The sequence below is a fragment of the Paenibacillus sp. Marseille-Q9583 genome, from assembly GCF_976954365.1.
This window is the reverse complement of the sequence record NZ_CDRJTB010000001.1, coordinates 51,594-75,848: the sequence shown is the minus strand read 5'-3', so window position 1 is coordinate 75,848 and position 24,255 is coordinate 51,594. Positions and strand designations below refer to the sequence as shown.

General features: G+C 46.5%; 25 protein-coding genes and 1 riboswitch. All 25 genes read left to right on the top strand.

Features of this window, described 5'->3' with window-relative positions; genetic code table 11:
• The first annotated feature begins 154 nt into the window (after window positions 1-154).
• The 25 genes from prfA to spoIID all read left to right on the top strand — a co-directional run bounded on the left by prfA (window position 155) and on the right by spoIID (window position 24,242).
• Window positions 155-1,228: a peptide chain release factor 1 gene (gene prfA / locus ACWNM1_RS00335; RefSeq protein WP_042192496.1), complete on the top strand. Its 1,074-nt coding sequence runs from the start codon at window positions 155-157 to the stop codon at window positions 1,226-1,228.
• The gene (prmC, locus tag ACWNM1_RS00330; protein ID WP_449599092.1) at window positions 1,221-2,219 is read left to right on the top strand and encodes a peptide chain release factor N(5)-glutamine methyltransferase; all 999 of its coding nucleotides are present in this window, start codon (window positions 1,221-1,223) and stop codon (window positions 2,217-2,219) included. Before prfA ends, prmC begins: the two co-directional genes overlap by 8 nt.
• Window positions 2,220-2,359: 140 nt before the next feature.
• On the top strand, window positions 2,360-3,544 hold the full coding sequence (locus tag ACWNM1_RS00325; RefSeq protein WP_449599091.1) for an FtsW/RodA/SpoVE family cell cycle protein: 1,185 nt from the start codon (window positions 2,360-2,362) through the stop codon (window positions 3,542-3,544).
• Window positions 3,545-3,738: 194 nt separating this feature from the next.
• On the top strand, window positions 3,739-4,923 hold the full coding sequence (locus ACWNM1_RS00320) for an FtsW/RodA/SpoVE family cell cycle protein (protein ID WP_449599090.1): 1,185 nt from the start codon (window positions 3,739-3,741) through the stop codon (window positions 4,921-4,923).
• Between the two features lie 83 nt (window positions 4,924-5,006).
• Window positions 5,007-5,762, top strand: a complete 756-nt coding sequence (gene spoIIR / locus ACWNM1_RS00315; RefSeq protein WP_449599089.1) for a stage II sporulation protein R — start codon at window positions 5,007-5,009, stop codon at window positions 5,760-5,762.
• Between the two features lie 207 nt (window positions 5,763-5,969).
• Window positions 5,970-7,211, top strand: coding sequence for an L-threonylcarbamoyladenylate synthase (locus tag ACWNM1_RS00310; RefSeq protein WP_449599391.1), 1,242 nt, complete (start codon window positions 5,970-5,972; stop codon window positions 7,209-7,211).
• A gap of 127 nt (window positions 7,212-7,338) precedes the next feature.
• Window positions 7,339-7,911, top strand: a complete 573-nt coding sequence (locus tag ACWNM1_RS00305; protein WP_042192488.1) for a manganese efflux pump MntP — start codon at window positions 7,339-7,341, stop codon at window positions 7,909-7,911.
• A gap of 47 nt (window positions 7,912-7,958) precedes the next feature.
• Entirely contained in the window at window positions 7,959-8,546 is a 588-nt protein-coding gene (locus ACWNM1_RS00300) for a low molecular weight protein arginine phosphatase (RefSeq protein ID WP_449599088.1), read from the top strand.
• A gap of 48 nt (window positions 8,547-8,594) precedes the next feature.
• Window positions 8,595-8,677, top strand: a riboswitch (ZMP/ZTP riboswitch).
• A gap of 74 nt (window positions 8,678-8,751) precedes the next feature.
• The gene (locus tag ACWNM1_RS00295; protein WP_449599086.1) at window positions 8,752-9,336 is read left to right on the top strand and encodes a TIGR01440 family protein; all 585 of its coding nucleotides are present in this window, start codon (window positions 8,752-8,754) and stop codon (window positions 9,334-9,336) included.
• 113 nt (window positions 9,337-9,449) lie between these two features.
• Window positions 9,450-10,697 carry a serine hydroxymethyltransferase gene (locus ACWNM1_RS00290; protein WP_042192482.1) on the top strand — a complete coding sequence of 416 codons (1,248 nt, stop codon included), beginning with the start codon at window positions 9,450-9,452 and terminating at the stop codon, window positions 10,695-10,697.
• Between the two features lie 423 nt (window positions 10,698-11,120).
• Window positions 11,121-11,750, top strand: a complete 630-nt coding sequence (upp, locus tag ACWNM1_RS00285) for a uracil phosphoribosyltransferase (protein ID WP_060625979.1) — start codon at window positions 11,121-11,123, stop codon at window positions 11,748-11,750.
• A 53-nt stretch (window positions 11,751-11,803) separates the two neighbouring features.
• Complete coding sequence (wecB, locus tag ACWNM1_RS00280) at window positions 11,804-12,964, top strand: non-hydrolyzing UDP-N-acetylglucosamine 2-epimerase (RefSeq protein ID WP_449599085.1); 1,161 nt, start codon at window positions 11,804-11,806, stop codon at window positions 12,962-12,964.
• Between the two features lie 177 nt (window positions 12,965-13,141).
• Window positions 13,142-13,375 (top strand): AtpZ/AtpI family protein, encoded by a 234-nt coding sequence (locus ACWNM1_RS00275; RefSeq protein WP_042192476.1) that lies wholly within the window; start codon window positions 13,142-13,144, stop codon window positions 13,373-13,375.
• Complete coding sequence (locus tag ACWNM1_RS00270; protein WP_042192473.1) at window positions 13,368-13,745, top strand: ATP synthase subunit I; 378 nt, start codon at window positions 13,368-13,370, stop codon at window positions 13,743-13,745. The genes ACWNM1_RS00275 and ACWNM1_RS00270 overlap by 8 nt, the downstream gene beginning before the upstream one ends.
• A gap of 29 nt (window positions 13,746-13,774) precedes the next feature.
• A complete protein-coding gene (atpB, locus tag ACWNM1_RS00265; RefSeq protein ID WP_042192471.1) occupies window positions 13,775-14,542 on the top strand; it encodes a F0F1 ATP synthase subunit A in 768 nt (255 codons plus the stop codon).
• A 104-nt stretch (window positions 14,543-14,646) separates the two neighbouring features.
• The gene (gene atpE / locus ACWNM1_RS00260) at window positions 14,647-14,859 is read left to right on the top strand and encodes a F0F1 ATP synthase subunit C (RefSeq protein WP_039877624.1); all 213 of its coding nucleotides are present in this window, start codon (window positions 14,647-14,649) and stop codon (window positions 14,857-14,859) included.
• A gap of 97 nt (window positions 14,860-14,956) precedes the next feature.
• The gene (gene atpF, locus ACWNM1_RS00255; protein WP_042131371.1) at window positions 14,957-15,445 is read left to right on the top strand and encodes a F0F1 ATP synthase subunit B; all 489 of its coding nucleotides are present in this window, start codon (window positions 14,957-14,959) and stop codon (window positions 15,443-15,445) included.
• On the top strand, window positions 15,442-15,993 hold the full coding sequence (locus ACWNM1_RS00250; protein ID WP_060625972.1) for a F0F1 ATP synthase subunit delta: 552 nt from the start codon (window positions 15,442-15,444) through the stop codon (window positions 15,991-15,993). The genes atpF and ACWNM1_RS00250 overlap by 4 nt, the downstream gene beginning before the upstream one ends.
• Before the next feature lie 11 nt (window positions 15,994-16,004).
• Complete coding sequence (gene atpA / locus ACWNM1_RS00245; RefSeq protein ID WP_042131369.1) at window positions 16,005-17,516, top strand: F0F1 ATP synthase subunit alpha; 1,512 nt, start codon at window positions 16,005-16,007, stop codon at window positions 17,514-17,516.
• Window positions 17,517-17,669: 153 nt separating this feature from the next.
• The gene (atpG, locus tag ACWNM1_RS00240) at window positions 17,670-18,539 is read left to right on the top strand and encodes an ATP synthase F1 subunit gamma (RefSeq protein ID WP_042131368.1); all 870 of its coding nucleotides are present in this window, start codon (window positions 17,670-17,672) and stop codon (window positions 18,537-18,539) included.
• Between the two features lie 261 nt (window positions 18,540-18,800).
• Window positions 18,801-20,201: a F0F1 ATP synthase subunit beta gene (gene atpD, locus ACWNM1_RS00235; protein ID WP_042192466.1), complete on the top strand. Its 1,401-nt coding sequence runs from the start codon at window positions 18,801-18,803 to the stop codon at window positions 20,199-20,201.
• Between the two features lie 103 nt (window positions 20,202-20,304).
• Entirely contained in the window at window positions 20,305-20,721 is a 417-nt protein-coding gene (locus tag ACWNM1_RS00230; protein WP_042131365.1) for a F0F1 ATP synthase subunit epsilon, read from the top strand.
• Between the two features lie 299 nt (window positions 20,722-21,020).
• A complete protein-coding gene (locus tag ACWNM1_RS00225) occupies window positions 21,021-21,278 on the top strand; it encodes a DUF1146 family protein (RefSeq protein ID WP_076285651.1) in 258 nt (85 codons plus the stop codon).
• Window positions 21,279-21,478: 200 nt separating this feature from the next.
• Window positions 21,479-22,855 carry a UDP-N-acetylglucosamine 1-carboxyvinyltransferase gene (gene murA, locus ACWNM1_RS00220; RefSeq protein ID WP_449599081.1) on the top strand — a complete coding sequence of 459 codons (1,377 nt, stop codon included), beginning with the start codon at window positions 21,479-21,481 and terminating at the stop codon, window positions 22,853-22,855.
• Window positions 22,856-23,090: 235 nt separating this feature from the next.
• A complete protein-coding gene (gene spoIID, locus ACWNM1_RS00215; protein ID WP_449599080.1) occupies window positions 23,091-24,242 on the top strand; it encodes a stage II sporulation protein D in 1,152 nt (383 codons plus the stop codon).
• The last annotated feature ends 13 nt before the right edge of the window (window positions 24,243-24,255 follow it).

Sequence of the window (24,255 nt, the reverse complement as noted above, 5' to 3'; positions counted from 1 at the left end):
ATATAAGTCATTTATTAAGGGATTTACGCGTACAGAACTGTAGCCATTTCACAATATCTTTGGTATAATATAAAGTCGTATATCTATTTTTATGACATATGTTTTAATGTCTTTATTTGCGAATTTGAAATTGAACTAGGAGAGGTGAATTCCCTTGTTGGACCGATTGCAATCCCTGGCGGACCGCTATGAGAAGCTCAGTGAACTGCTTTGTGATCCGGATGTTGCAAACGACAGTAAGAAACTGAGGGATTATTCCAAAGAACAATCAGACCTACAGCCTGCATTTGAGGCGTATACTGAATATAAGAGTGTAATGGAAGAGCTTGAAGCTGCTAAGCAGATGCAAGGCGAAAAGCTTGATGATGAGATGAAGGAAATGGTCAAGATGGAAATTGACGACCTTTCCAAACGTCAGGTAGAGCTGGAAGAGCAGATCCGTGTATTGCTACTGCCTAAAGACCCGAATGATGATAAGAACGTCATCGTCGAAATTCGTGGTGCAGCGGGTGGAGATGAAGCTGCATTGTTTGCTTCCGACCTTTATCGGATGTACACCCGGTTTGCAGATTCACAAGGCTGGCGCGTGGAGCTAATGGATGTCAACGCGAGTGATCTTGGTGGATTTAAAGAGGTAATCTTCCTTATTAACGGCCGCGGTGCATACAGTAAGCTGAAATACGAAAGTGGTGCGCATCGCGTACAACGTATCCCGGCGACTGAATCCGGTGGACGTATTCATACCTCTACTTCTACCGTATCGGTGATGCCGGAAGCTGAAGCATTTGAGATTGAAATCCATGATAAAGATATTCGTGTGGATACCTTCTGTTCAAGTGGTGCAGGCGGACAGTCTGTAAATACGACCAAGTCTGCAGTACGTGTAACCCATGTACCTACGGGCATCGTTGCTACCTGTCAGGACGGTAAGTCACAGAACTCCAATAAGGAAAAGGCGCTTCAAGTGCTTCGTGCCCGTATCTCCGATATGAAGCGGCAGGAAGAAGAAGCAAAGTATGCTGGTGAACGGAAGAGCAAAGTAGGTACGGGTGATCGTAGTGAGCGTATCCGGACATATAACTTCCCGCAGAGCCGGGTTACAGATCATCGCATTGGCTTGACACTGCACCGTCTGGAGCAGGTTATGAACGGAGAAATCACTGAAATTATTTCGGCTCTTTCAATTGCTGAACAAGCTGATTTGATGGATAGTATGGACAATGGATAATAATGCTTTGAACGATGGCGTATTTGTCATGTCGGAAGTGAAAAGCATCCGGGAAGCCTTTGCGGAGGCTTCTTCTTTTTTGAGCCAGAGCGGTTGTAATGAACCGCAACGCAGTGCGCAATTACTGCTGGAGCATGTGCTTGGCTTGTCCGGGGCAGCGTATTATATGGCGCTGGCAGATTCTTTTCCAACTGCGGTCAAGGAAAAGTGGGAGGCGGGAGTTACCCGCCGGAGTAAGGGTGAGCCGGTGCAATATATCATCGGCGAGCAAGAGTTCTACGGGCGTCCTTTTGAAGTGACGCCTGATGTGCTTATTCCACGGCCGGAGACGGAGCTGCTCGTCGAGGCGATTTTGCGGTACGGCGCGGAGCTTTGGCCGGACGGCATGGTTGCGCCGAGTGAAGCGGCGCAGGAAGAAGGCGCTGCTTCGTTAGCAGCAGCGCAAGATCGTGCGGGCGGCGCGGAAAGTGGACGCGCCGTACGGCCGCTGACCGCCGTCGATATCGGCGCCGGCAGCGGAGCGATTTCCGTCACGCTGGCGGCGGAAGCGCCCGCGTGGCGGGTCTGCGCCGGCGATATTTCGCCGGCGGCTTTGGGTGTGGCCGAGCGCAACGCCCTGCGCAATGGCACAGCTGTGGACTTTCGGCTCGGCGATCTGCTCGAGCCGTTCGCGGGGATGGAGACGGATATTCTCGTCTCCAACCCGCCGTACATTCCCGGCGAGGATATCGCCGGGCTGCAGCGTGAGGTGCGCGACCATGAGCCGCGCACTGCGCTGGATGGCGGAGCGGACGGGCTGGACCCGTACCGCCGCATGATGGAGCAGCTGGCGCTGCTCCCGGCACCGCCGCGCCTGATCGGCTTTGAACTCGGCTTCGGACAAGCCGAGCAAGTGGCCGCGCTACTTGCAGCGGCGGGCCATTGGAAAGAGATCATCACCATTAATGATCTGGCTGGAATTCCACGTCATGTGCTAGGTATAGCACGATAATAAATGCATGCTGTGCAGGGGACTCCTGTTGATCGGGGAGTAAAATTGTATTTTCAACCCGACTTCCTTTACAATAGAATTTAACCGGACTTCTTGGTGACCATAAAAGTAAGCCCAGATTTAGAGTAGGGAGGCAGAACGTGCTTCAGAAGATTAAAAAAATTGATGGTGCTATCGTAGTCGTTCTGTTATTGCTCATGACTGTCAGCATCTTCGCCATATATAGTGTGACACATGGAAGAGAAAAGCTGGACGGACATCATATCCGTATGATGATGTATTATGCAATTGGCTTTATTGCTTTTATTGGAATGACCTTTTTAGATTACAGAATTTTAGTGAAATACGCGCTATATATTTATTTGTTTGGGATAGGTATCCTGGTCCTCGTCAGCTTTTTGGGCGAGACTAAGAATAATGCCCAAGGCTGGTTGTCCCTCCCTGGAGGACTGAGCCTTCAGCCTGCCGAGCTGTTCAAGCTGATATTGATTCTTTTTCTGGCAGCGATGCTTGTTCGAAAGAATAAGAGTAAACTCTTGTTTTGGCGGGATGTTGTGCCGCTGGGCTTACTGACCTTATTTCCATTTATTATTGTTCTTACACAAAATGACCTTGGGAATGCCTTGTCTTACATTGTGATTCTTGCGGGTCTGTTATGGATCGGTAATATTAAGTACACTCACGCATTAATTGGGGTAGTGATTGTAGCGAGTTCAGCGATTGCCGGGATCATGAGCTATATCCATTATCACGACGAGATTAAAGCGTTCTTTACCGATATTAATCGATCGCACTGGATTGAACGTTTCGATCCGTGGCTTGTTCCGGACAAAGCAACGGCGAAAGCTCTTTACCATACTAAAAATGCCAAATTGGCGATTGCCTCAGGTGGGATGAGCGGTGAGGGCTACATGAATGGCAGTTCTGTTCAGACGGATCGAGTGCCTTATACGTATTCGGACTCAATCTTTGTACAGATTGCCGAGGAATTTGGATTCGTAGGTTCTGCATTTGTGCTGCTACTATATTTTATCCTGATTCATCGAATGATTCTGATTGCGCTGGAATCCAGAGATCGAGCAGGTCCATTTCTGATCGTCGGCATTGTCGCGATGATGCTGTATCAGATTTTTGAGAATATCGGCGCGTTTATTGGTCTGATGCCTTTGACAGGTATCACGTTGCCATTCATCAGCTTCGGAGGTACCTCCCTGCTTATTAACATGGCTAGCATTGGGCTGGTAATGAGTGTGCGTCTGCATGGTCAAGATGTAGAGGAAGATTTGCCTAAGCCTACTCCTTATGCAGCCGCCAAACAGGTTTAATCACTAAATCAAAACCGTCAGAAACTCATCTTTTAAGGATGGGAACTGGCGGTTTTTTATTTTGGGATGTGAATCTCTGATATCGGGTGTATTACATAAATTTGGAATTGTGGCTTTGAATGCTCTACAATAGAAAGGAGAGACTTTCCTCAGGTGAGGGTGGTTGGAACCTTAATAGAGTAAGGGGTTTGCGTATGCTTAAAAAGCTCAAGAAGATCGACAGCGTGATTCTTATTGTTCTAGTTATGCTGATGGTTATTAGTATTCTTTCGATATACAGCGTGACTAATGGTAGATTAGTTCAGAAACTAGATGGATTCCATCTACAAATGCTTAAATACTACATTGTAGGGTTTGTAGCGTTTTTTGTGCTTACCTTCGTGGACTATAGGATATTTGTTAAATATGCTCTTTATATTTACATCTTGGGTATTGGTCTGCTAGTGTCGGTTAGTTTTTTTGGTAAGGTAAAGAACGGTGCGCAATTAGGGCTAGAGATAGGTGGACTTAGCTTTCAACCTGCGGAGCTTTTTAAGTTGATATTGATTCTTTTACTCGCGTCCATACTGGTCCGTAAACAAGGAGATACGCTAACCTTCTGGAAGGGAGTCGTCCCGCTGGCGCTTCTAACATTGCTTCCTTTTGTTATTGTGATTGTACAGAATGATCTGGGGAATGCGCTAAGCTACATCGTAATATTAATCGGTCTTCTATGGATCGGGAATATCAAAATTTCACATGCACTCATCGGATTACTAATCGTTGGCGGGTTGGGTCTTGCAGGAATTCTGAGCTATATTCACTATCATGATGAAGCGGTATATTTTTTTGAGGAGACCCTTGGCAGGAAGCATTTAGTGGATCGTTTTGATCCTTGGCTCGTACCTGATTTGGCGTCAGATGATGCAAGCTATCACACGAAAAATGCTAAAGTGGCTATTGCCTCCGGAGGGATGAGCGGCGAGGGGTACATGCAAGGAAGCTCTGTGCAGAGTAATCGTGTTCCATATACCTATTCGGATGCCATATTCGTACAGGTTGCGGAGGAGTTTGGGTTTGTGGGTTCAGCGCTGCTGCTGTTGCTCTTTTTTATTCTTCTTCATCGGATGATACTGATTGCTCTAGAGAGTAGGGAGCGTACTGGTCCGTTTTTGATTATTGGAATTACGGCAATGCTGCTATATCAAATCTTAGAGAATATTGGAGCTTTTATCGGCCTAATGCCGCTTACGGGAATTACACTTCCGTTCATCAGTTATGGAGGCACATCTCTTTTAATTAATATGGCCTGTATGGGGATTGTAATGAGTGTGCATCTTTATGGTCGGGATGTTGAGGAGGATTTGCAGTTGCCTAAGGCACTTGCTGTAAAATTATAGATTTAATAGATTCATAGGTTTGCAGTCTCTCATCTCTGGACATACTACTAGCATGAGAGTTAAGAGGAGAGGGGCTGCGACAAATGAACGATAATCATATGGATAAAAGAGATTCCTTACGTGTAACTTTTAAGTATACTGCCATTTTAATTTGTTTTTTTATGATCGTTATCATGGCCTGGGAAGGTCAAAAAACCGATGCAGCAGTAGCCGAAGTATCGATTCCACAGGATTCTATCCGGCTGCGTATTCTGGCGAATTCGGACGGAACACAAGATCAACTAGTGAAGCGGCAAATCCGCGATACAATCGTAGAGCAAATGAACCAGTGGGTAACTGCACTTGAGGACCCACAGAGTTTAGAGCAGGCACGCGCTTTAATTAGAACTCATCTACCAGAGCTTAATGCACTGGTTGGATCGGAGCTAGAGAAACGCGGCATTCAATATTCTTATAAAGTTGAGCTGGGTGTAGTTCCTTTTCCGACCAAATTATACGGTGGAACAGTCTATCCGGCCGGAGAATACGAGGCTGTGCGGGTTACGTTGGGCGAAGGAAAGGGTCAGAACTGGTGGTGTGTATTGTTTCCGCCGCTGTGCTTTATTGATGCAGGCTCCGGAGATGCAGCAGCGCCTGCTGCTAATAAAGGGACGAAGACTGTCTCGGCTGCCGGGGCAGATAGCGGAGTTAAGGCGCAACCAGCAGTAGGGACAGCTGTACAAGCAGATTCTTCGGCAAAGGATGTTGCAGCAGCGGATTCCGCAGAGCCAGAGGTACGGTTCTTCGTTTGGGAACTGCTGCAAAACCTTTGGAACTGGATTAGCGGATTATGGTCCTAATGCTGATGTTAGCCCTTTGGTTTTGTGGAAATGGTCTATAGTTTTGAATCTAGATATGTTACTATTTCATAAGCAGATCGACTGCGGCGCCTTCATTGGGGCCGCTTTTTGGTAAGATTAGAGTTAATGAACCTCCAGAGTATTTATCCTAAGATTGCAAGAAAAGCTATTGTTCAATATATATCCTGTAGAAAGCCTGTGATGAGAATGAATGAACCACATGACCCTTTATTCGCCGTTCAGCGGCGGAGTGGAAATAGAAATGAGACTGTATATTGGGTACTGGATTTGCTGGAAGATGCAGCTTCGGATTCCGATGTACTTCAGCCAAGTGAGGAGAATAAGTTAGCCATCGTGGAGGCGGCAACCATGCTTCGTGAAGGTGGAACGGTCGCTTTTCCAACCGAAACGGTCTATGGACTTGGTGCGGATGCGCGGAATACTGCGGCAGTTGAGGCTGTTTTTGCGGCAAAAGGGCGACCGTCTGATAATCCCCTTATCGTGCATATAGCCGATCCAGGTGCTCTGGACGAGCTGGTTACAGAAGTGCATCCTACGGCTGCGGTATTGATGCATGCTTATTGGCCAGGACCGCTGACAGTTGTACTTCCTGTTCGTGAGGGTGTTTTGTCACCTTGTGTAACGGCAGGACTGGACACGGTAGGTGTTCGTATGCCTGATCATCCGGTAGCTTTGGCGCTGATCAGTGCAGCGGGCTGTCCCGTTGCGGCACCTAGTGCTAACCGTTCCGGTCGTCCGAGTCCGACCTTAGCTTCACATGTGATGGAAGACTTGGCAGGATACATTGGCGGTGTACTTGATGGTGGCGCGGCTGGAGTTGGACTGGAGTCAACTGTGGTGCAGGTGCAGCCTGATGGAAAGGTTGCCGTGCTTCGCCCTGGTGGGATTACTTTGGAGCAGTTAGCTGCTGTAGTGGGAGCAGAAGCCATTGCTGCTGAGCCAGCTGTGGTTAAAGAATTTGGAACTTCCGCAGCAACGGAAGCTCCAGTAGCCACTGCGCCGAAGGAGCGCCACGGTGCAGAAGCTGTTTCCGACAGCTCGGCGCCACGAGCGCCGGGCATGAAGTACACGCACTACGCGCCGCGCGGCTGGCTCGGCGTGGTGAGCGGATCTTCTCCGCAACGTGTTGCGGATGAAGCCGCGAGTCTACTTCAGGCGGCACAGCTGAGCGGCGAAGTGACGGGCTTACTCCTCTTCGAGGAGCATAAGCCCCTCTATCCCGCCGATTCCGCCGCCTGCGTTCTTTCCCTCGGCTCGTTATCCTCGCCGGAGGAAGGGGCACGCTCCCTATATGCTGCGCTGCGGCGCTTCGATGAAGCGGGAGCGACTTACATCTTGGCCGAGGCTTGTCCGTATACGGGCCTCGGCGTAGCTATTATGAACCGGCTTATGAAGGCAGCCGGTGGTTCCGTCATTGACGCCGGATAGTCACGGCGACCTTTCTATCCAGCTATAGTATAGGTTCTTCGAATCTGAAATCTCCTATGAAGTCATGATTACCCCCTTGTCCGCATATCGTTGTTGTACAAGATATTTCGGACTTGGGGGGTTAAGCATGGGCATAGGAGATGTATATGCCGGTTGGGGGCAGACAGTTACTATTGCTATAATGGCGATTGCATTAGGGATGGATGCCTTTTCGCTCGGAGTAGGGATCGGGATGAAGGGGATTCGTCTGTTGCATATTCTGCAAATGAGTGTGCTCATTGCTTTTTTTCATATGCTGATGCCTCTTCTAGGTTTATTGACTGGAAGTTATGTCGGACATTTGCTAGGTCAAGTAACAACTTATGCCGCAGGAGGGCTACTTGTGCTGTTAGGCGGACATATGGTGTATAACTCCTTTCGTCCGGAAGTGGTAGGTACGCGAGCTATGAATCACCGAACATTATGGGGAATGCTGCTTCTATCACTCAGTGTAAGTGTGGATTCTTTTTCCGTTGGGGTTTCCTTAGGGATGTTTGTGAATGGTGTGCTTCTGACTATACTAGCCTTTGGTGCCTGTGGAGGTCTGATGTCAATTATCGGCCTGCTTCTTGGCAGGCATGTCAGTCGTGGACTCGGGGAATATGGGGAAGCACTGGGCGGGGCTATTTTATTGGGGTTTGGCTTGCTATTCATCTTTTGATACAATAACGGCATTACAATATTTTAATTTCATGGGGGTGCAAAAGCATGCTGCATATTTTATTCGTCTGCACCGGTAATACATGCCGTAGTCCTATGGCTGAGGGGCTTTTACGAAAGCTTGCGAAGGAACGTGGAATCGACCTGGAAGTGCGGTCTGCAGGTGTATCTGCCATTTCTGGTACTTCTATATCGAGACATGCTGCAGCTATTTTGCAAGAAGAAGGCATTTATGATCATTTAGAGTCATCGCAATTAACGGGGCAATCCGTCGCTTGGGCCGATCTTGTGCTTACCTTAACCAGTGGACATAAGCAGCATTTGCTACAGTATTTTCCGGATGCCGTAACAAAAACATATACATTGAAGGAATACGTGCATAACGAAGAAGCTGTGACTGAGGATATTAAAGAATTGGACAGCCTTTATGCAGATGCTGAGTTAAGCATAGCTCTAGGTGGTGAACCGAGCGCAACGGACCTACAACGAATGATTGAAATCCGCCAGCGTATCCCAAGCTTTGATATTTCTGATCCATTCGGGGGTACGCGTGAAGATTATGAACTTACTGCTGCTGAGATTCGCACTTCGTTGTTTAGTTTATTAGATAAACTGGAATCCTTACGCCATTTGTAAATAGTTGATTTTCAGTCGGCTTTGCTTTAAGATGAAAGTACAACTAATCGGTTCCGATGTAACTGGCGACAAATGTGGATCAAACCACGATGGAGCATCGGAATAAACGGCCGGTCGCCTGGGCAAAAGAGCAAATCCGCAGCTACCTGCGGACTGCTCTTTTTTGTTTAAATGAAGCTTGTTTGAAGCTAGAGGAGGTAGGGTGATGGACAAAGTTGTGGGGTTATCTTTAACTGAAGCTACTGTCACTGTGTTAAGGGAGTTGGCGGAAGCTGGTAACCTTGGATCTGGTAAAATTGTTGTCCTAGGAGTTAGCACAAGTGAGGTCGCGGGTGTCCGTATTGGAACCGGTGGTGCGCTTGAAGTCGCACAGCAACTGCTTGAAGGGGCTCATTTGGTCGCAGCGGAAAAAGGATTTCATCTCGTTTATCAGTGCTGCGAGCATCTGAATCGTGCGCTTGTAATGGAGCGCTCTTTGCTAGAGTCGCTTGGGCTAAATGAAGTTTCAGCTGTACCTATACCTGGTGCTGGCGGTTCGATGGCTGCGGCCGCCTATCGCTCTATGAAAGATCCTGTTCTGGCGGAAACGATAGAAGCGCATGCTGGCTTAGACATTGGTGAGACTCTTATAGGTATGCATTTGCGCCGCGTGGCAGTCCCTTTTCGACCGACCTTACGGTACATTGGAGCTGCTAGAGTGAACGCAGCATGGGCCAGACCTCCGCTTATTGGCGGCGAACGTGCGGTTTACCGCACTCTTGAACAGAGTGGTTCACAGGTTTGTGATTGATGAACTTAGATTTATGTTTTTGCAGAAACGTAGACCTAAAGCTTTTTCGTGGCGGGCAAATCGTTTCTATTTAAATACAACATATCTACACACACTAGGGAGGAAATAAGAACATGGAACAATTACGTAAGAGTGACCCGGCAGTACTGGAAGCAATGGAACTGGAACTGAAACGTCAGCGTGCCAACATTGAGCTTATTGCCTCAGAGAATATCGTTAGCGAAGCCGTAATGGAAGCCATGGGCTCAGTGCTTACGAACAAATATGCAGAAGGCTATCCAGGCAAACGGTATTATGGTGGCTGTGAAGATGTGGATATCGTTGAGAATCTGGCTCGTGATCGTGCAAAAGAATTGTTCGGTGCGGAACATGTCAACGTACAGCCTCACTCTGGAGCACAAGCGAATATGGCTGTATATCTCGCTGCGCTTAACCCGGGCGACACGGTTCTTGGCATGAACTTGGCGCATGGCGGACATTTAACGCATGGTAGTCCAGTAAATGCTTCTGGATTACTCTATAATTTCGTAGCTTATGGTGTACAAGAAGATACTTTCCTAATTGATTATGACGAAGTACGCAAAGCAGCCTTCAAGCACCGTCCTAAGTTGATTGTTGCTGGTGCAAGTGCGTATCCGCGTATTATTGATTTTGAAAAACTTGGTGCTATCGCCAATGATGTCGGTGCGTTGTTTATGGTAGATATGGCCCATATCGCAGGTCTTGTTGCTGCTGGTCTTCATCCGAGCCCGGTTCCTCATGCTCATTTCGTTACAACTACAACACATAAGACTTTACGCGGTCCCCGCGGAGGTATGATTATGTGCAGACAGCCATGGGCGGCTGCTATCGATAAAGCCGTATTCCCTGGTTCCCAAGGTGGACCGCTGATGCATGTCATTGCGTCAAAAGCAGTCGCATTCGGCGAAGCTTTGCTGCCATCCTTTAAGACCTATGCTGAGAATGTAGTGAAGAATGCAAATGTTCTTGCAGAAACACTGATTAGCGAAGGGGTTAACATTGTATCCGGTGGTACAGATAACCACTTGATGTTGCTTGATACACGTAACCTGAACATTACCGGAAAAGATGCGGAAAAAGTACTAGATTCCATCGGAATCACTGTGAATAAAAACGCAATTCCATTTGATCCTACAAGTCCTTTCGTAACAAGCGGTATTCGTATTGGTACACCTGCGGTTACTTCCCGTGGTATGGATGAGCAAGCTATGGTGGTTATTGGCCGCATTATAGCTAATGTTCTGAAGAATCCGAAGGATGAAGTGAAATTAGCTGAGGCAGCTCGTCAAGTTGCTGATTTGACGGATCAGTACCCACTTTATCCAGAACTGAAGTACTAGTTCTTATTCTCGTATTCATTAATAAATTTACCTCTACCGAGTCCTGATTTTAGGGTTTGGTGGAGGTTTTTTGTTGTTTATTGTTCACAATATTATCTGGGTGAATTGATGGAAAATCATGAAATTAATCATGAAAGTTCATGGAACTTTCATAAACAATAGTGAAAAAAATGTGAATAGTATGAAAAGTGCAAATTTGCACAACCTAATCTAGGTTTTATTCCTGAAAAGGCAATAAAATTACCAATCCTTACCTTTATAAGCAAAGAAAAATACAGGGGTAGGGGCTCAATATGGATACATGTGCCTTTCTAGGTGAAATGCGGCGATGGGAATGCTATAATAGACAGGATTTAGCCATAGAGAAGCAAAAGCGCTTTCTAGGGTTATAGACACGACTTACAATTACCGGAGGGACAGGAAATGGGAAAATTGGTGATTTGCGATCATCCTTTAATTCAACACAAACTAACATTTATTCGCGACGTAAGAACAAACACGAAGGATTTCAGAGAGCATGTTGACGAAGTTGCCACACTGATGGCTTATGAGATAACACGTGATATTCCTCTAGAAACCATTACAGTACAAACACCGGTCACTGAAACGGAAAGTAAAGTGATTTCTGGAAGAATGCTTGGGCTTATCCCTATTCTTCGTGCTGGTCTGGGTATGCTTGAGGGCGTTCTGAAGCTTCTTCCTGCTGCTAAAGTAGGACATGTTGGCTTATTCCGTGATCCGGACACGCTTCAACCGGTTGAGTATTACATCAAGCTTCCTACAGATGTACAGGAACGTGAGCTGATCGTAATTGATCCAATGCTAGCTACGGGGGGATCTGCGATTGCTGCTATTACCTCGCTGAAGAAGCGTGGCTGTACACAAATTAAAATGATGAACCTGATTGCAGCTCCAGAAGGTGTTGCTGCCGTTCAAGAGGCTCATCCGGATGTAGATATTTACGTAGCTGCGCTTGATTCTCATTTGAATGAACATGGATATATCGTCCCAGGACTTGGTGATGCTGGAGACCGTTTATACGGAACTAAGTAAATAGTAATTGGTAATACGAAGGTTTTTTATTTTTTGATGAGAGGGTAGGGGTTATGTCCAAAATTAAAGTAATGACTATTTTCGGAGTGCGCCCCGAGGCGATCAAGATGGCTCCTTTAGTTCTTGAACTGAAGAAGCATCCTGAGCATATCGAGTCAATCGTATGTGTAACCGCACAGCACAGGGAGTTACTCGATCAAGTGTTGGAAGTGTTCAACATCACACCTGATTACGATCTGGATGTGATGAAGGACCGTCAGACGCTTAATGAGATTACTATTCGTGTACTTGAAGGCTTGGAACCTGTGTTGAGAGAGGTTAAACCTGATCTCGTTCTGGTGCACGGGGACACATTAACGACGTTCCTTGCAAGTTACGCCTCTTTCCTGCAGCAAATTCAGGTTGGGCACGTAGAAGCAGGACTTCGGACATGGAACAAATTGTCTCCTTATCCTGAAGAAATGAATCGTCAACTTACAGGTGTGTTAGCGGACCTGCATTTCGCTCCAACGGATTGGTCAGCTAGTAATCTGAGACATGAGAACAAAAAAGAATCAAGTATTTATATCACAGGCAACACTGTAACCGATGTGTTTCAATATACCGTACAGCCGGATTACCGGCATCCTGTTTTGGATTTTGCTTCAGGAAAAAAACTTATTTTGATGACTGCTCACCGTAGAGAATCACAAGGTGAACCGCATCGTAATATCTTCCGGGCTATCAAAAGAATCGCTGATGAATTCGAAGATGTAGCCATTGTTTATCCTGTGCATCCAAGTCCTGCAGTTAAGGAACCGGCACATGAAATTTTGGGTGGACATCCAAGAATTAAGCTGATTGATCCGCTGGATGTCGTGGATTTGCATAATTTTTATCCGCATACCCACTTGATATTAACCGATTCTGGCGGCTTACAAGAGGAAGCTCCTTCATACGGAGTACCCGTACTTGTGCTTCGTGATACAACGGAGCGTCCTGAAGGGATAGACGCTGGAACGCTAGAACTTGTGGGCACGGACGAGGAGAAGGTGTATGAACGGACACATGCTCTTTTGACTGATAATGAGCTCTATCAGTCGATGAGTCGGGCCGCCAACCCGTACGGAGATGGCAAAGCCTCCCAACGAATTGTCAATGCGATTTTGCACCATTTTGGTGTAAATAAGGAGCGTCCTGAAGAGTTTCACAGAATGTTCACAAAAAATAAATAATTTCATTTAAAGTAATATCTGAACTGATTAAAATCAACATACAGTGAAACTGTACGGTTTATATGGTTTTGGAACATTTTGCTGTGATTATTTTCATGTTTTCAAGGGTTTTTGGGCAATGTTCAATGAATTGACAAAGACTCCAGAAATTCAGTAAAATTAGTTGGGATTGTAGCCATGAAAGAACAAAATAGCAGGGACAGCTTGTTACAGACCGCGCTTATCATTGGAAGTGCAGGCACTATACTCGCCGCTTACATTGTTATTGGTTTTTTTGCGGCAAGGTGGCTGAAAGACTTGATGGAGGGGCCAAAATATTGGCTCGCTATTGGCACTATAACCGGAATGATTCTGGGAATTGTGAACGTCGTCCTGTTAATTAAAAAATTTTTGGGGGAGCAGAATGGATAATATGACTCCCATGATCAATACCGTCACTAGAGTTACGCTCGTCCTTATGGCAGGACTCTTAATGGGCTGGGCGCTTCATCATGAGACCAGGGATTTTACCCTGGGCATGACTCTGGGTCTGGTGGCGGGATTGGTAAACTTTCGTTATCTGGCCGTCAAGGTTCGACGGGTAACGCAGTCGATTGCGAGCAACGAAGGGAATGCCTTCAGCCTCGGTTTTGTTACACGGATTAGCTTCGCAATTTTGGTCACCATGTTCGCGGTCAAGATTGAGCATTTCTCCCTGGTAGCAACTGTTTCAGGCGTATTCATTCCTCAGCTTCTCGCCATTCCTGCGGGGATATATCTGAGTGTGAAGAACAAACTTTAACCAGATTAAAGAGAAAGGGGGATGATACTATGCATGAGATGCCGAAAATCTTTGTCGGGGGAATACCGATAGATATATCAGCCGTATTGATGCTTCTGATCAGTTGTACAGTAGTATTTGTGCTGGTGATGCTGTCGGTTCGTAAGCTTTCGGTTGAGAATCCATCTAAGCTTCAGAATTTTATGGAATGGGTTGTTGAATTTGTAGAGGGTGTCATAAGCAGTGCCATGGACCTGAAGAAAGGAAAACCTTACATATCTTTGGGGCTGACGTTGATTCTGTTTATCTTTGTTTCCAACCTTCTTGGATTGCCTTTCTCCGTTGTAACTGAAGCACATGGACCTGTAACCGTGTTTGGCCATGTGATTGAAGCAACCAGGAACTTGGCGCATGGTGATCATGTTGAGATCTTATGGTACAAGTCGCCGACTGCTGACATTAATATCACTGCAGGATTGGCAATTATCGTGTTTATACTGATGAACTTCCTGGGCATTAAGCTCAACGGCAAGCATTATTTCAAACACTATATTGAGCCGTTTCCAATCTTTTTGCCACTGAACATTATCGAGAACCTGGCAAAACCAGTAGCGCTGGCTATTCGTCTATTTGCTAACATTTTTGCCGGAGAAGTACTGATTACAGTCATTTTGAAGCTGGGGATTCTCAGTATTCCGTTCCTGGCTGTATGGCAAGGCTTCAGTATTTTCGTCGGGGCACTACAAGCATTTATCTTTACGATTCTGACGATGGTTTATATCGCACAGATGACGATTCACGAAGAAGAAGCACATTAATGAACTGCTGCGAAGGGAACGGTTATTGCCTGATTTTCTTTCGCGGGAGATATCTTATATCATTAAACACATTATGAACCGAAATTAAAGGAGGATATTTACAAATGGAATTTTTAGCAGCAGCAATAGCGGTTGGATTGGGTGCACTTGGCGCAGGTCTTGGTAACGGTATGATCGTTAGTAGAACAGTTGAGTCCATCGCTCGTCAACCAGAAGCTCGTAACGCGCTTCAAACAACAATGTTTATCGGTGTAGGTATCGTCGAAGTTATTCCGTTGGCAGCAACAGTTATCGCATTCCTGATCATGTTTTCTTAATAAACCGTATTTACGGTTTGGCGGGGACGGCCGATGCCATCCGCGCCTTACTTTTGTATACGTCCGCATGACGCGGTAACGGAAGGGAGTGACCTCAGTGGAAATTGTTTGGACAAACATCGTATTTTCAATTGTAGCCTTTGGGATTCTATATTTCTTGCTCAGTAAGTATGCGTTCAGCAAACTGTTCGCAGTTATGGAGAAACGCCGTGAGCTGGTAATGCAGCAAATGGATGAAGCTGCGAAGACTAGAGAGCAAGCGGTCGCGTATGTGGAAGAGCAGAAGCAGGCGCTGAACAGTGCACGCCAGGAAGCTCAACAGATTATTCAACAATCGCAAATCACTAGCAATCAACAGGTAGAACAAGCTTTGGCGCAAGCTAAAGTTGAAGCTGCACGCGTCAAAGAAGAGGCCGTGCGCGATATCGAGAACGAGAAAAATAAAGCAGTGGAAGAGTTGCGCAGCGAAATTGGAACGGCATCTGTTCGTATTGCTTCTAAACTTCTTAAAAAAGAAGTTAGTGCTAGCAGTGAGCAGGAGCAGCTTGTGAACCAATACCTCAATGAGGTAGGAGGCCGATCATGAGCCGCGATACGGTAGTTGCCAAGCGCTACGCTAAGGCATTGTACAGTGCAGCGGTAGAGAAGGGGATTACCCTTGAAGTAGAAGAACAGCTCAAGGCAGTGGTCGAAGTATTACATTCAGACCAAGAGGTACAGCGGTTTATTCTTGCACCACGTATCTCGGAGTCCGACAAGCTGAAAGTGCTGCGCACAGCACTTCAAGATAAGCTCTCTCCTATTGTAATGAACATTGTAGAACTGTTAGTAGAGCGAGGCAGAACCGATATTTTTGCCGAACTGCTGGATACGTATATCAAGATTGAAGGAGACGCTCTTGGCATTGGTGATGCTAAGGTATACTCCGTTTATTCTTTAAGTGAAGAAGAACAAGCGGCTGTAGCTGCAGAATTCGGCCAGCTCGTAAACCGTAAAATTCGGGTTACGAATGTGGTCGATCCAAGCCTGCTGGGAGGACTGAAGGTTTATATCGGCGATACGCTGTATGACGGCAGTCTTTCTAGTAAATTGGAACGTCTCGAGAAATCCTTTAATGATAAGCATAGAAGATAGGGGTGAGGATATTGGGCATCAGACCTGAAGAGATCAGCACTTTGATCAAAAGTCAAATTGAGCAATATAAAGCCGATATCGAAGTTGCCGAAGTGGGCACCGTCATTCAAGTCGGAGACGGTATCGCTCGTGTCTACGGTCTGGAAAACGCAATGGCAGGCGAGTTGCTAGAGTTCTCCAACGGTGTAGTGGGCATGGCGCTCAATCTGGAAGAAAGCAACGTCGGTGTTGTTATTCTGGGTGAGTACAAGGAAATTCGTGAAGGCGATCAAGTAAAACGTACTGGACAAATCATGCAAGTTCCAGTTGGAGAGGCTCTTCTGGGTCGTGTTGTTAACGCACTCGGTATGCCGCTTGACGGTAAAGGCCCAATTCAAACGACGGAGTTCCGTCCGGTTGAGAATAACGCTCCTGGTGTTATCGACCGTAAATCGGTTCATGAGCCGATGCAAACTGGCCTTAAAGCGATTGATGCGATGGTACCAATTGGTCGTGGACAACGCGAACTTATCATTGGTGACCGTCAAACAGGTAAGACTGCAATCGCAATCGATGCGATTATCAACCAAAAAGGCAACGGAATGAAATGTATTTATGTTGCCATTGGACAAAAACAATCAACAGTAGCACAGGTTGTAGAAACTCTCCGCCGTCATGGCGCTTTGGAATATACAATCGTTGTAACTGCTTCGGCTTCAGAGCCATCCCCACTATTGTATATTGCTCCATACGCAGGTTGCGCAATGGGCGAGTACTTTATGTACAAGGGCGAACACGTACTGATCATTTATGATGACCTTTCAAAACAAGCTTCGGCTTATCGCGAATTGTCCTTGCTGCTTCGTCGTCCACCGGGTCGTGAAGCGTTCCCTGGTGACGTGTTCTACTTGCACTCCCGTCTTTTGGAACGTGCGGCTAAGCTTAGTGATGAGCTTGGTGGTGGTTCATTAACCGCGCTTCCGTTCATCGAAACACAAGCATCTGACGTATCGGCTTACATTCCTACGAACGTAATCTCGATTACAGATGGTCAAATCTTCCTTGAATCCGATCTGTTCTACTCTGGTCAACGTCCGGCGATCAACGTCGGTATCTCCGTTTCCCGTGTAGGGGGCTCCGCTCAGATTAAAGCGATGAAGAAGGTAGCTGGCTCGCTCCGTTTGGATCTTGCTCAATATCGTGAACTTCAAGCTTTCTCACAGTTTGGTTCAGATCTTGATAAATCTACGCTTGCTCGTCTGAATCGTGGAGCACGTATGATGGAAGTCCTGAAACAAGGTGTAAATCAGCCGTTGTCTGTTGAGCATCAAGTGCTTAGCTTGTACACAGCTGTAAAAGGATACTTGGATGATATTCCTGTTAAAGACGTAAAACGTTTTGAAAAGGAATTCCTTGCTTACATGGACAGCAGTGCTGCTGAAGTTGCTCAATCCATCAGAGATACCAAGGATTTGACAGCAGATAACGAAGCCGCTCTTAAAGCAGCAATTGATAAATTTAAAAGAGGCTTTGCTACTAGCTAATATAGATCGTACCTAAACGAATCTTACTAAGTGAGCTTTGGCTCTGCCGAAGCTCAGGCTATTACTTATAAAGTTGGCTTTGAATTCGTCAAAGCTAAGAAGATGCTTACGAAGTTAGCTTTGACTTCGTCAAAGCTTTAAGGTGGTGAAATCATGGCAAGAAGCATGCGTGATATTAAACGTCAAATTAAGAGTGTTCAAAACACAAGACAGATCACAAAAGCGATGGAAATGGTAGCCGCCTCCAAGCTGAGAAAAGCCCAGGAGAAGGCAATTGCCGCCCGTCCTTATGCTGAGAAGCTGAAAGAGGTTGTATCGAGCATTGCTGCCGGTACAGAAGGCGTTCAGCATCCCATGCTGGTCAGTCGCCCTGTGAAAAAAACTGGTTATCTTATCGTGACCTCTGATAGAGGGCTTGCGGGAGGATACAACGCTAATATTTTACGTAAGGTGACGATGCTCATCGCGGAACGACATAAATCCAAAGATGAGTACGCCTTGTTCGTTATCGGTCGTAAAGGCCGTGACTTCTTACGCCGCCGTGAATATCCGATTGTACAGGAAGTTACTGAGCTATCGGATGCGCCGAAATTTGCTGACATTAAGTCTATTGCTAATTCGGCAGTACAACAGTTTGTAGATGGTACGTATGATGAGTTGTACGTTTGCTACAACCAATTCGTCAATGCGATTACCCAGATCCCAACCGTTGATCGACTGTTGCCTATGGAAGGCGTAGGAAATCATGAGCATCATGAAGCGACTGCTAATTACGAATATGAACCTTCACCAGAAGGCGTACTCGAAGTACTACTTCCGAAATACGCCGAAACTTTGATTTATAGCGCAATTCTGGATGGCAAGGCCAGTGAGCTGGGTGCGAAAATGACAGCGATGGGCAGTGCAACAAAGAACGCGTCGAAAATGATCGGAGAACTTACCCTTACGTACAACCGTGCCCGTCAGGCGGCAATTACGCAGGAAATTACCGAGATCGTGGCCGGAGCGAACGCTCAGTCTTAAAAATACAAGAACAGTTAAGCAGCGTGCTTGACTTGCCTTGTATTTTACGAGAAACAGTGCCGTATGGAGCGATACATAGTATCGCCCGCTTCTGGAGTATGGCTCCTTAAGAACGGCACTGCAGTTCTTCTTAAAATATAAGAAAGTATAGGCTTTACACTATACAAAATGCTTATATTTCTACGAGAAACGGTTGTCATCTTTATATGGCGACAACGTCGTTTCTTCTTGATGTAACAGCTTTCGAGGAGGGAAATGAAGATGAACAAAGGACGCGTTGTAAGCATTATGGGTCCGGTTGTCGATATTGAATTTGAACGCGGCCAATTGCCCGAGATATTCAACGCTATCAAAATTGAAACCGTCTTGGACAATGGTCGCCAGATTAACCTAACACTTGAGGTTTCCAATCACTTGGGAGACAATTTGGTACGTTGTATCGCGATGTCTTCTACAGATGGTCTGGTTCGCGGACTGGATGCGATTGACCAAGGTGGTCCTATTTCGGTTCCTGTTGGGGAAGCGACATTAGGCCGGGTATTTAACGTACTTGGAAATCCAATTGATAACGCTGGTGAAGTTGTTGCTGAAATAAAGAACCCGATTCACCGTTTGGCTCCGACATTTGATGAATTGTCGACACAAGCCGAAATTTTGGAAACGGGTATTAAAGTTATCGACTTGCTTGCACCTTACGCTAAAGGCGGTAAAGTTGGTCTGTTCGGCGGTGCCGGTGTAGGTAAAACAGTAACGATTCAAGAATTGATTAATAACATTGCCCAAGAACACGGCGGTATTTCCGTATTCGCAGGTGTGGGTGAACGTACTCGTGAGGGTAATGACCTTTATCACGAAATGACGGACTCCGGCGTTATTAAGAAAACAGCAATGGTGTTCGGACAAATGAATGAGCCCCCAGGCGCGCGTCTACGCGTAGCTTTGACCGGTCTTACTATGGCGGAATATTTCCGTGATGTAGAAGGTCGCGATACGCTGCTCTTTATCGATAATATATTCCGCTTTACCCAAGCGGGTTCCGAAGTATCCGCTCTTCTCGGACGTATGCCGTCCGCGGTAGGTTACCAACCAACCCTGGCTACTGAAATGGGTCAGTTGCAAGAGCGTATCACTTCTACCAAAAAAGGATCCGTTACTTCCATTCAAGCAATCTACGTACCAGCGGATGACTACACTGACCCTGCTCCGGCAACGGCGTTTGCTCACTTGGATGCAACAACTAACCTTGAGCGTAAGATTTCCGAGAAGGGGATTTTCCCAGCGGTTGATCCACTGGCTTCCAGCTCGCGTCTGCTAGCTCCGGAAATTGTTGGTGAAGAGCATTACAATGTGGCACAAGGTGTTAAACAATTGCTGCAACGTTATACCGAACTTCAAGACATCATTGCCATCTTGGGTATGGATGAATTGAGTGAGGATGATAAGGTTATCGTAGCTCGTGCTCGTAAAGTTGAGCGGTTCCTGTCACAGCCTTTCCACGTAGCTGAACAGTTTACCGGCTTCAAGGGTAAATACGTGCCAATCAAAGAAACTGTACGTAGCTTTAAGGAAATCCTGGATGGTAAGCATGATGATCTTCCAGAAGCAGCGTTCCTTTTTGTGGGTACAATCGAAGAAGCGGTTGAAAAAGCGAAATCGATGTAACACTGAGCTTAGTGAATGCTTTTGAAGCGTGCTTTACTTCGTAAAGCTAAGTGTATGCTTTCGATGAGAGCTTTACTTCGTAAAGCTTTAAGGAGGAATGGAAGTGAATACCTTTTTGTTGGAAATTGTCACGCCGGAGCATCTCGTCTATTCTAAACAAGTGAATAGCTTGACAGTACGGGGAGTCGAAGGCGAGTTGGGTATTTTGCCTGGACACATTCCGCTTGTGACTCCACTTCAGGTTGCTCCGTTATCCGTCAAATCGGACGGTGTTACGATCTCCATCGCCGTTCATGGCGGTTTCGTTGAAGTGCATAAGGACAAAGTAACAGTGCTGGCCGAAAGTGCCGAACTGCCAACGGATATTGATGTTGAACGCGCCGAGGCTGCTAGAGAACGCGCTCAGCGCCGTCTCCAGACTCGTAGCAAACAAGATGATATCGATCACCGCCGTGCGGAGTTGGCGCTGCAACGCGCTGTTACACGGATTAAAGTGTCCACTGGTAAAGGACAACAGTAGGATATAAGCGGTCAAGCTCTAAGCTTGACTGCTTTTTTTTAAATATAAGAGTGTATAAGTTTTACACAGTACTTTCTGTCTTATATTTCTCGCATAAACGCTTACCGTCCTTATAAGGACGCCGCTGAAGGCGTTTAAGCTTGTTATAGTAATCTATGTAGTAAAGGTTAAGATTTCTTCATTTTTTTGGATATTGGCATTGAATTGTTTAAAAATTTGTAAAAGTACTGGATTCTTTTGCCCTGCACAAGTATGATATAAGAGTCGATTTCCGAGTAATACGAACACGGAGGGTTAGCATGGGGGATATATTGTCCAATGGATGGTCTAGTGCCGCTGGAACCAGCAGCATGATCTCAATGATTGTTTCTTTGCTCAGTGTTGTATTATCTTGGTGGGCATTGCAGAACCTTAAGCTGGATTTGGTCATAAGATATCCCAAGAGTCCTCAAGGAAGGCTGCTGCACTTGCTTCTGGCTATTGTACTTGGTCGTTTTGTTGCAGGATTCTTTCTGGATTACCTTAGCTGGAGTGGGATGATCCGCTATATGTTTTAGGAATATGTAGTTTGGTTATAAGTGTCATAGGTCGCAATGGTCAAAAAGTGTCGAATAATAAGGTTTTATTATGTCAACACTGAACTTTAAGGAACATGCCCGGCTGAATGGGCGTATTGATGGAGTATGCGAATTTTTTTGCAATTACTTTTAATCTAAAAAATAATTTAAGAAATAATGGACGCGGAGGGAAACCGAAAATGAGCAAATTTATCGTCCGCGGTGGCAACAGATTGACCGGGAGCGTGAAAGTTAGCGGCGCAAAAAATTCCGTATTACCGATCATAGCCGCCTCTCTATTGGCAGAAGAAGGAGTAAGCGTCATTGTGGACGCACCTCCGCTTGATGATGTAATGACGATTTCAAAAATGTTGGAATCTCTGGGTGCAGGGGTTACATATCAAAACGATATTATCCAGGTGGATGCTACAAACATCACTTCCTGTGAAGCACCTTATGAATGGGTACGGAAAATGCGGGCATCTTTTTTAGTCATGGGTCCTCTATTATCACGGCTTGGTCATACAAGAATTTCTTTGCCTGGTGGCTGCGCCATTGGCACACGACCGATTGATCAGCATTTGAAAGGATTTGAAGCGCTTGGTGCAGAGATTAGTCTCGGCCAGGGCTACATTGAAGCGAAAAGTAACGGTCGCCTGCGCGGAGCCAAAGTGTATTTGGATGTAGCTAGCGTGGGTGCGACCGAAAATATAATGATGGCAGCGGCACTCGCCGAAGGTGTGACCGTGATTGAGAATGCGGCTAAAGAGCCTGAAATTGTCGACCTGGCCAATTATTTGAATGGTATGGGCGGAATCGTTCGCGGTGCGGGTACAGGTGTTATCCGTATTGAAGGCGTAGAACGTCTGCACGGCGTTAAACATCATGTGATTCCTGACCGTATTGAAGCTGGTACCTATATGGCTGCCGCAGCAATTACAGGTGGCGACGTATATGTGGAAGGCGCAATCGCTGATCACTTGGGACCTGTTATTGCTAAGATGGAAGAGATGGGTGTGACCATTATTCCAGATGAGAATGGGGTTCGTGTAATTAGTGACAAACCTCTTAAAGCTGTTGATTTGAAGACTTTGCCGTATCCAGGCTTTCCAACGGATATGCAGTCACAAATGATGGCATTATTGCTGCGCTCTGAAGGAACTAGTGTCGTTACAGAAACTGTATTCGAGAACCGGTTCATGCATGTGGATGAATTCCACAACATGAATGCTGAGATTAAGATCGAAGGTCGCTCAGCAATCGTTACAGGTAATGCGCAATTGGTCGGAGCCAAGGTTTGTGCTACGGATTTACGTGCGGGAGCTGCGCTTATTTTGGCAGGTCTTGTTGCTGAAGGCACTACTGAGGTAAGCGGAACTCATCATATCGACCGTGGATATGTACATTTGGCTGAGAAGCTGTCTGGACTAGGTGCGGAAATATGGCGTATCTCCATGGAAGACACAGCCGCGCAAACGGTGAAGGACGAAACTCTTAAACCTGAAGTAGCCAAGAGCGAATCAAGCAAAAGCGATGAACTTAAACCTCGCTTTCAGGTTCAAGCAACTTGGGTATAATATCAGTCATTAGGTGAGAACAGGCTGCAGTGATGCGGCCTGTTCTTTTTTTAGTGAGAAGAAAGTAAATCTGAATCCTCATCTAATGAGGATTTTTTTCGTTTGTAATTTTTTAACGCGGGGCATAGTGATAGATACGAGAAAGCTAGTCTCTTTCTCTCAAATATTGTTCTAGTAGTTGCTGTAAATTCATATCTATAAGAATCAACAGTGACTCACGGAAGGAGCCATAGAGATGAAAGATTTCCGCTACTTGCGACGTAACAAGTCAACGCGCTGGCACTCACGTCCCCTTGCTCCCCGGCTCAGGCGCCTCGGTCCCGCCGCCTGGCTCGCAGCGCCTATCCTGGCGGCGCTGCTGATTCCACTGGCGGTTGTCCCGCTGCACCGGGGACAACCGGCGCCTCCGGCCTTGCCGACGGTAACGGCTTCACCAGCCGCACCAGCGGGGCCGGAGGCGGCTGCGCAGGAAGCACCGCAGCCGAAGGTCTCCGTCTATTTGTCGCGTAGCGGACAAATAGAGACGTTGCCGCTGGAGGAATACGTCAGCGGCGTGCTTGCGGCCGAGATGCCGGCCAGCTTTGAGCTTGAAGCGCTCAAAGCGCAGGCCGTAGCGGCCCGCACATTTATCCTTCGTCGCCTGCTGGCTGGCGACAGAAGCGGCGTCCCCGTTCCGGGGGCGGATGTAACAGATACGGTAAGCCATCAGGCTTACGTATCTAAGGATACGCTGGAACGGAAGTGGAAGCTCGGCGGAAGAAGCGCCGACCTTGCAAAGCTTCAGCGCGCGGTCCTTGAGACGCGCGGTGTCATTATGACTTATAAAGGGCAGCCGATTACGGCCTCCTTTTTCGCCTCCAGTGGAGGATATACCGAGAACTCGGAAGAATACTGGAATGCAGCGATTCCCTATCTGCGCAGTGTAACTAGTCCTTGGGAGAAAGAGATTACCCCAAACTATGCGGTGACATCTACATTCACCATCTCGGAAATACTTACTAGACTTGGGCTGAACGACAGAGTAATTCCTGCTTCAAAAAATACTACCCAATCAGGCATGACAAAAAATATCTCTACTTCCTCTGAATTGCTGGTAGAAGTGTTGTCTCTCACCACTGGACATCGGGTTAAGGAAATCTCTATTGGAGGTACTGTTTTTACTGGAAGAGAAGTGCGAGAGAAGCTAGGGTTACGTTCCAGCCAATTCAGTTGGGGGCGAAAAGGGAATAAAATCTATATAACTACCTTCGGAAATGGGCATGGTGTGGGAATGAGCCAGTGGGGAGCAAATGGGATGGCGAAGGAAGGCGGAACGGCTACTCAAATTCTCAAACACTATTACAGTGGTATCTCTTTTACACAAATCTCAACTCTTCTGAAAAAATAACTTGAAAGATACG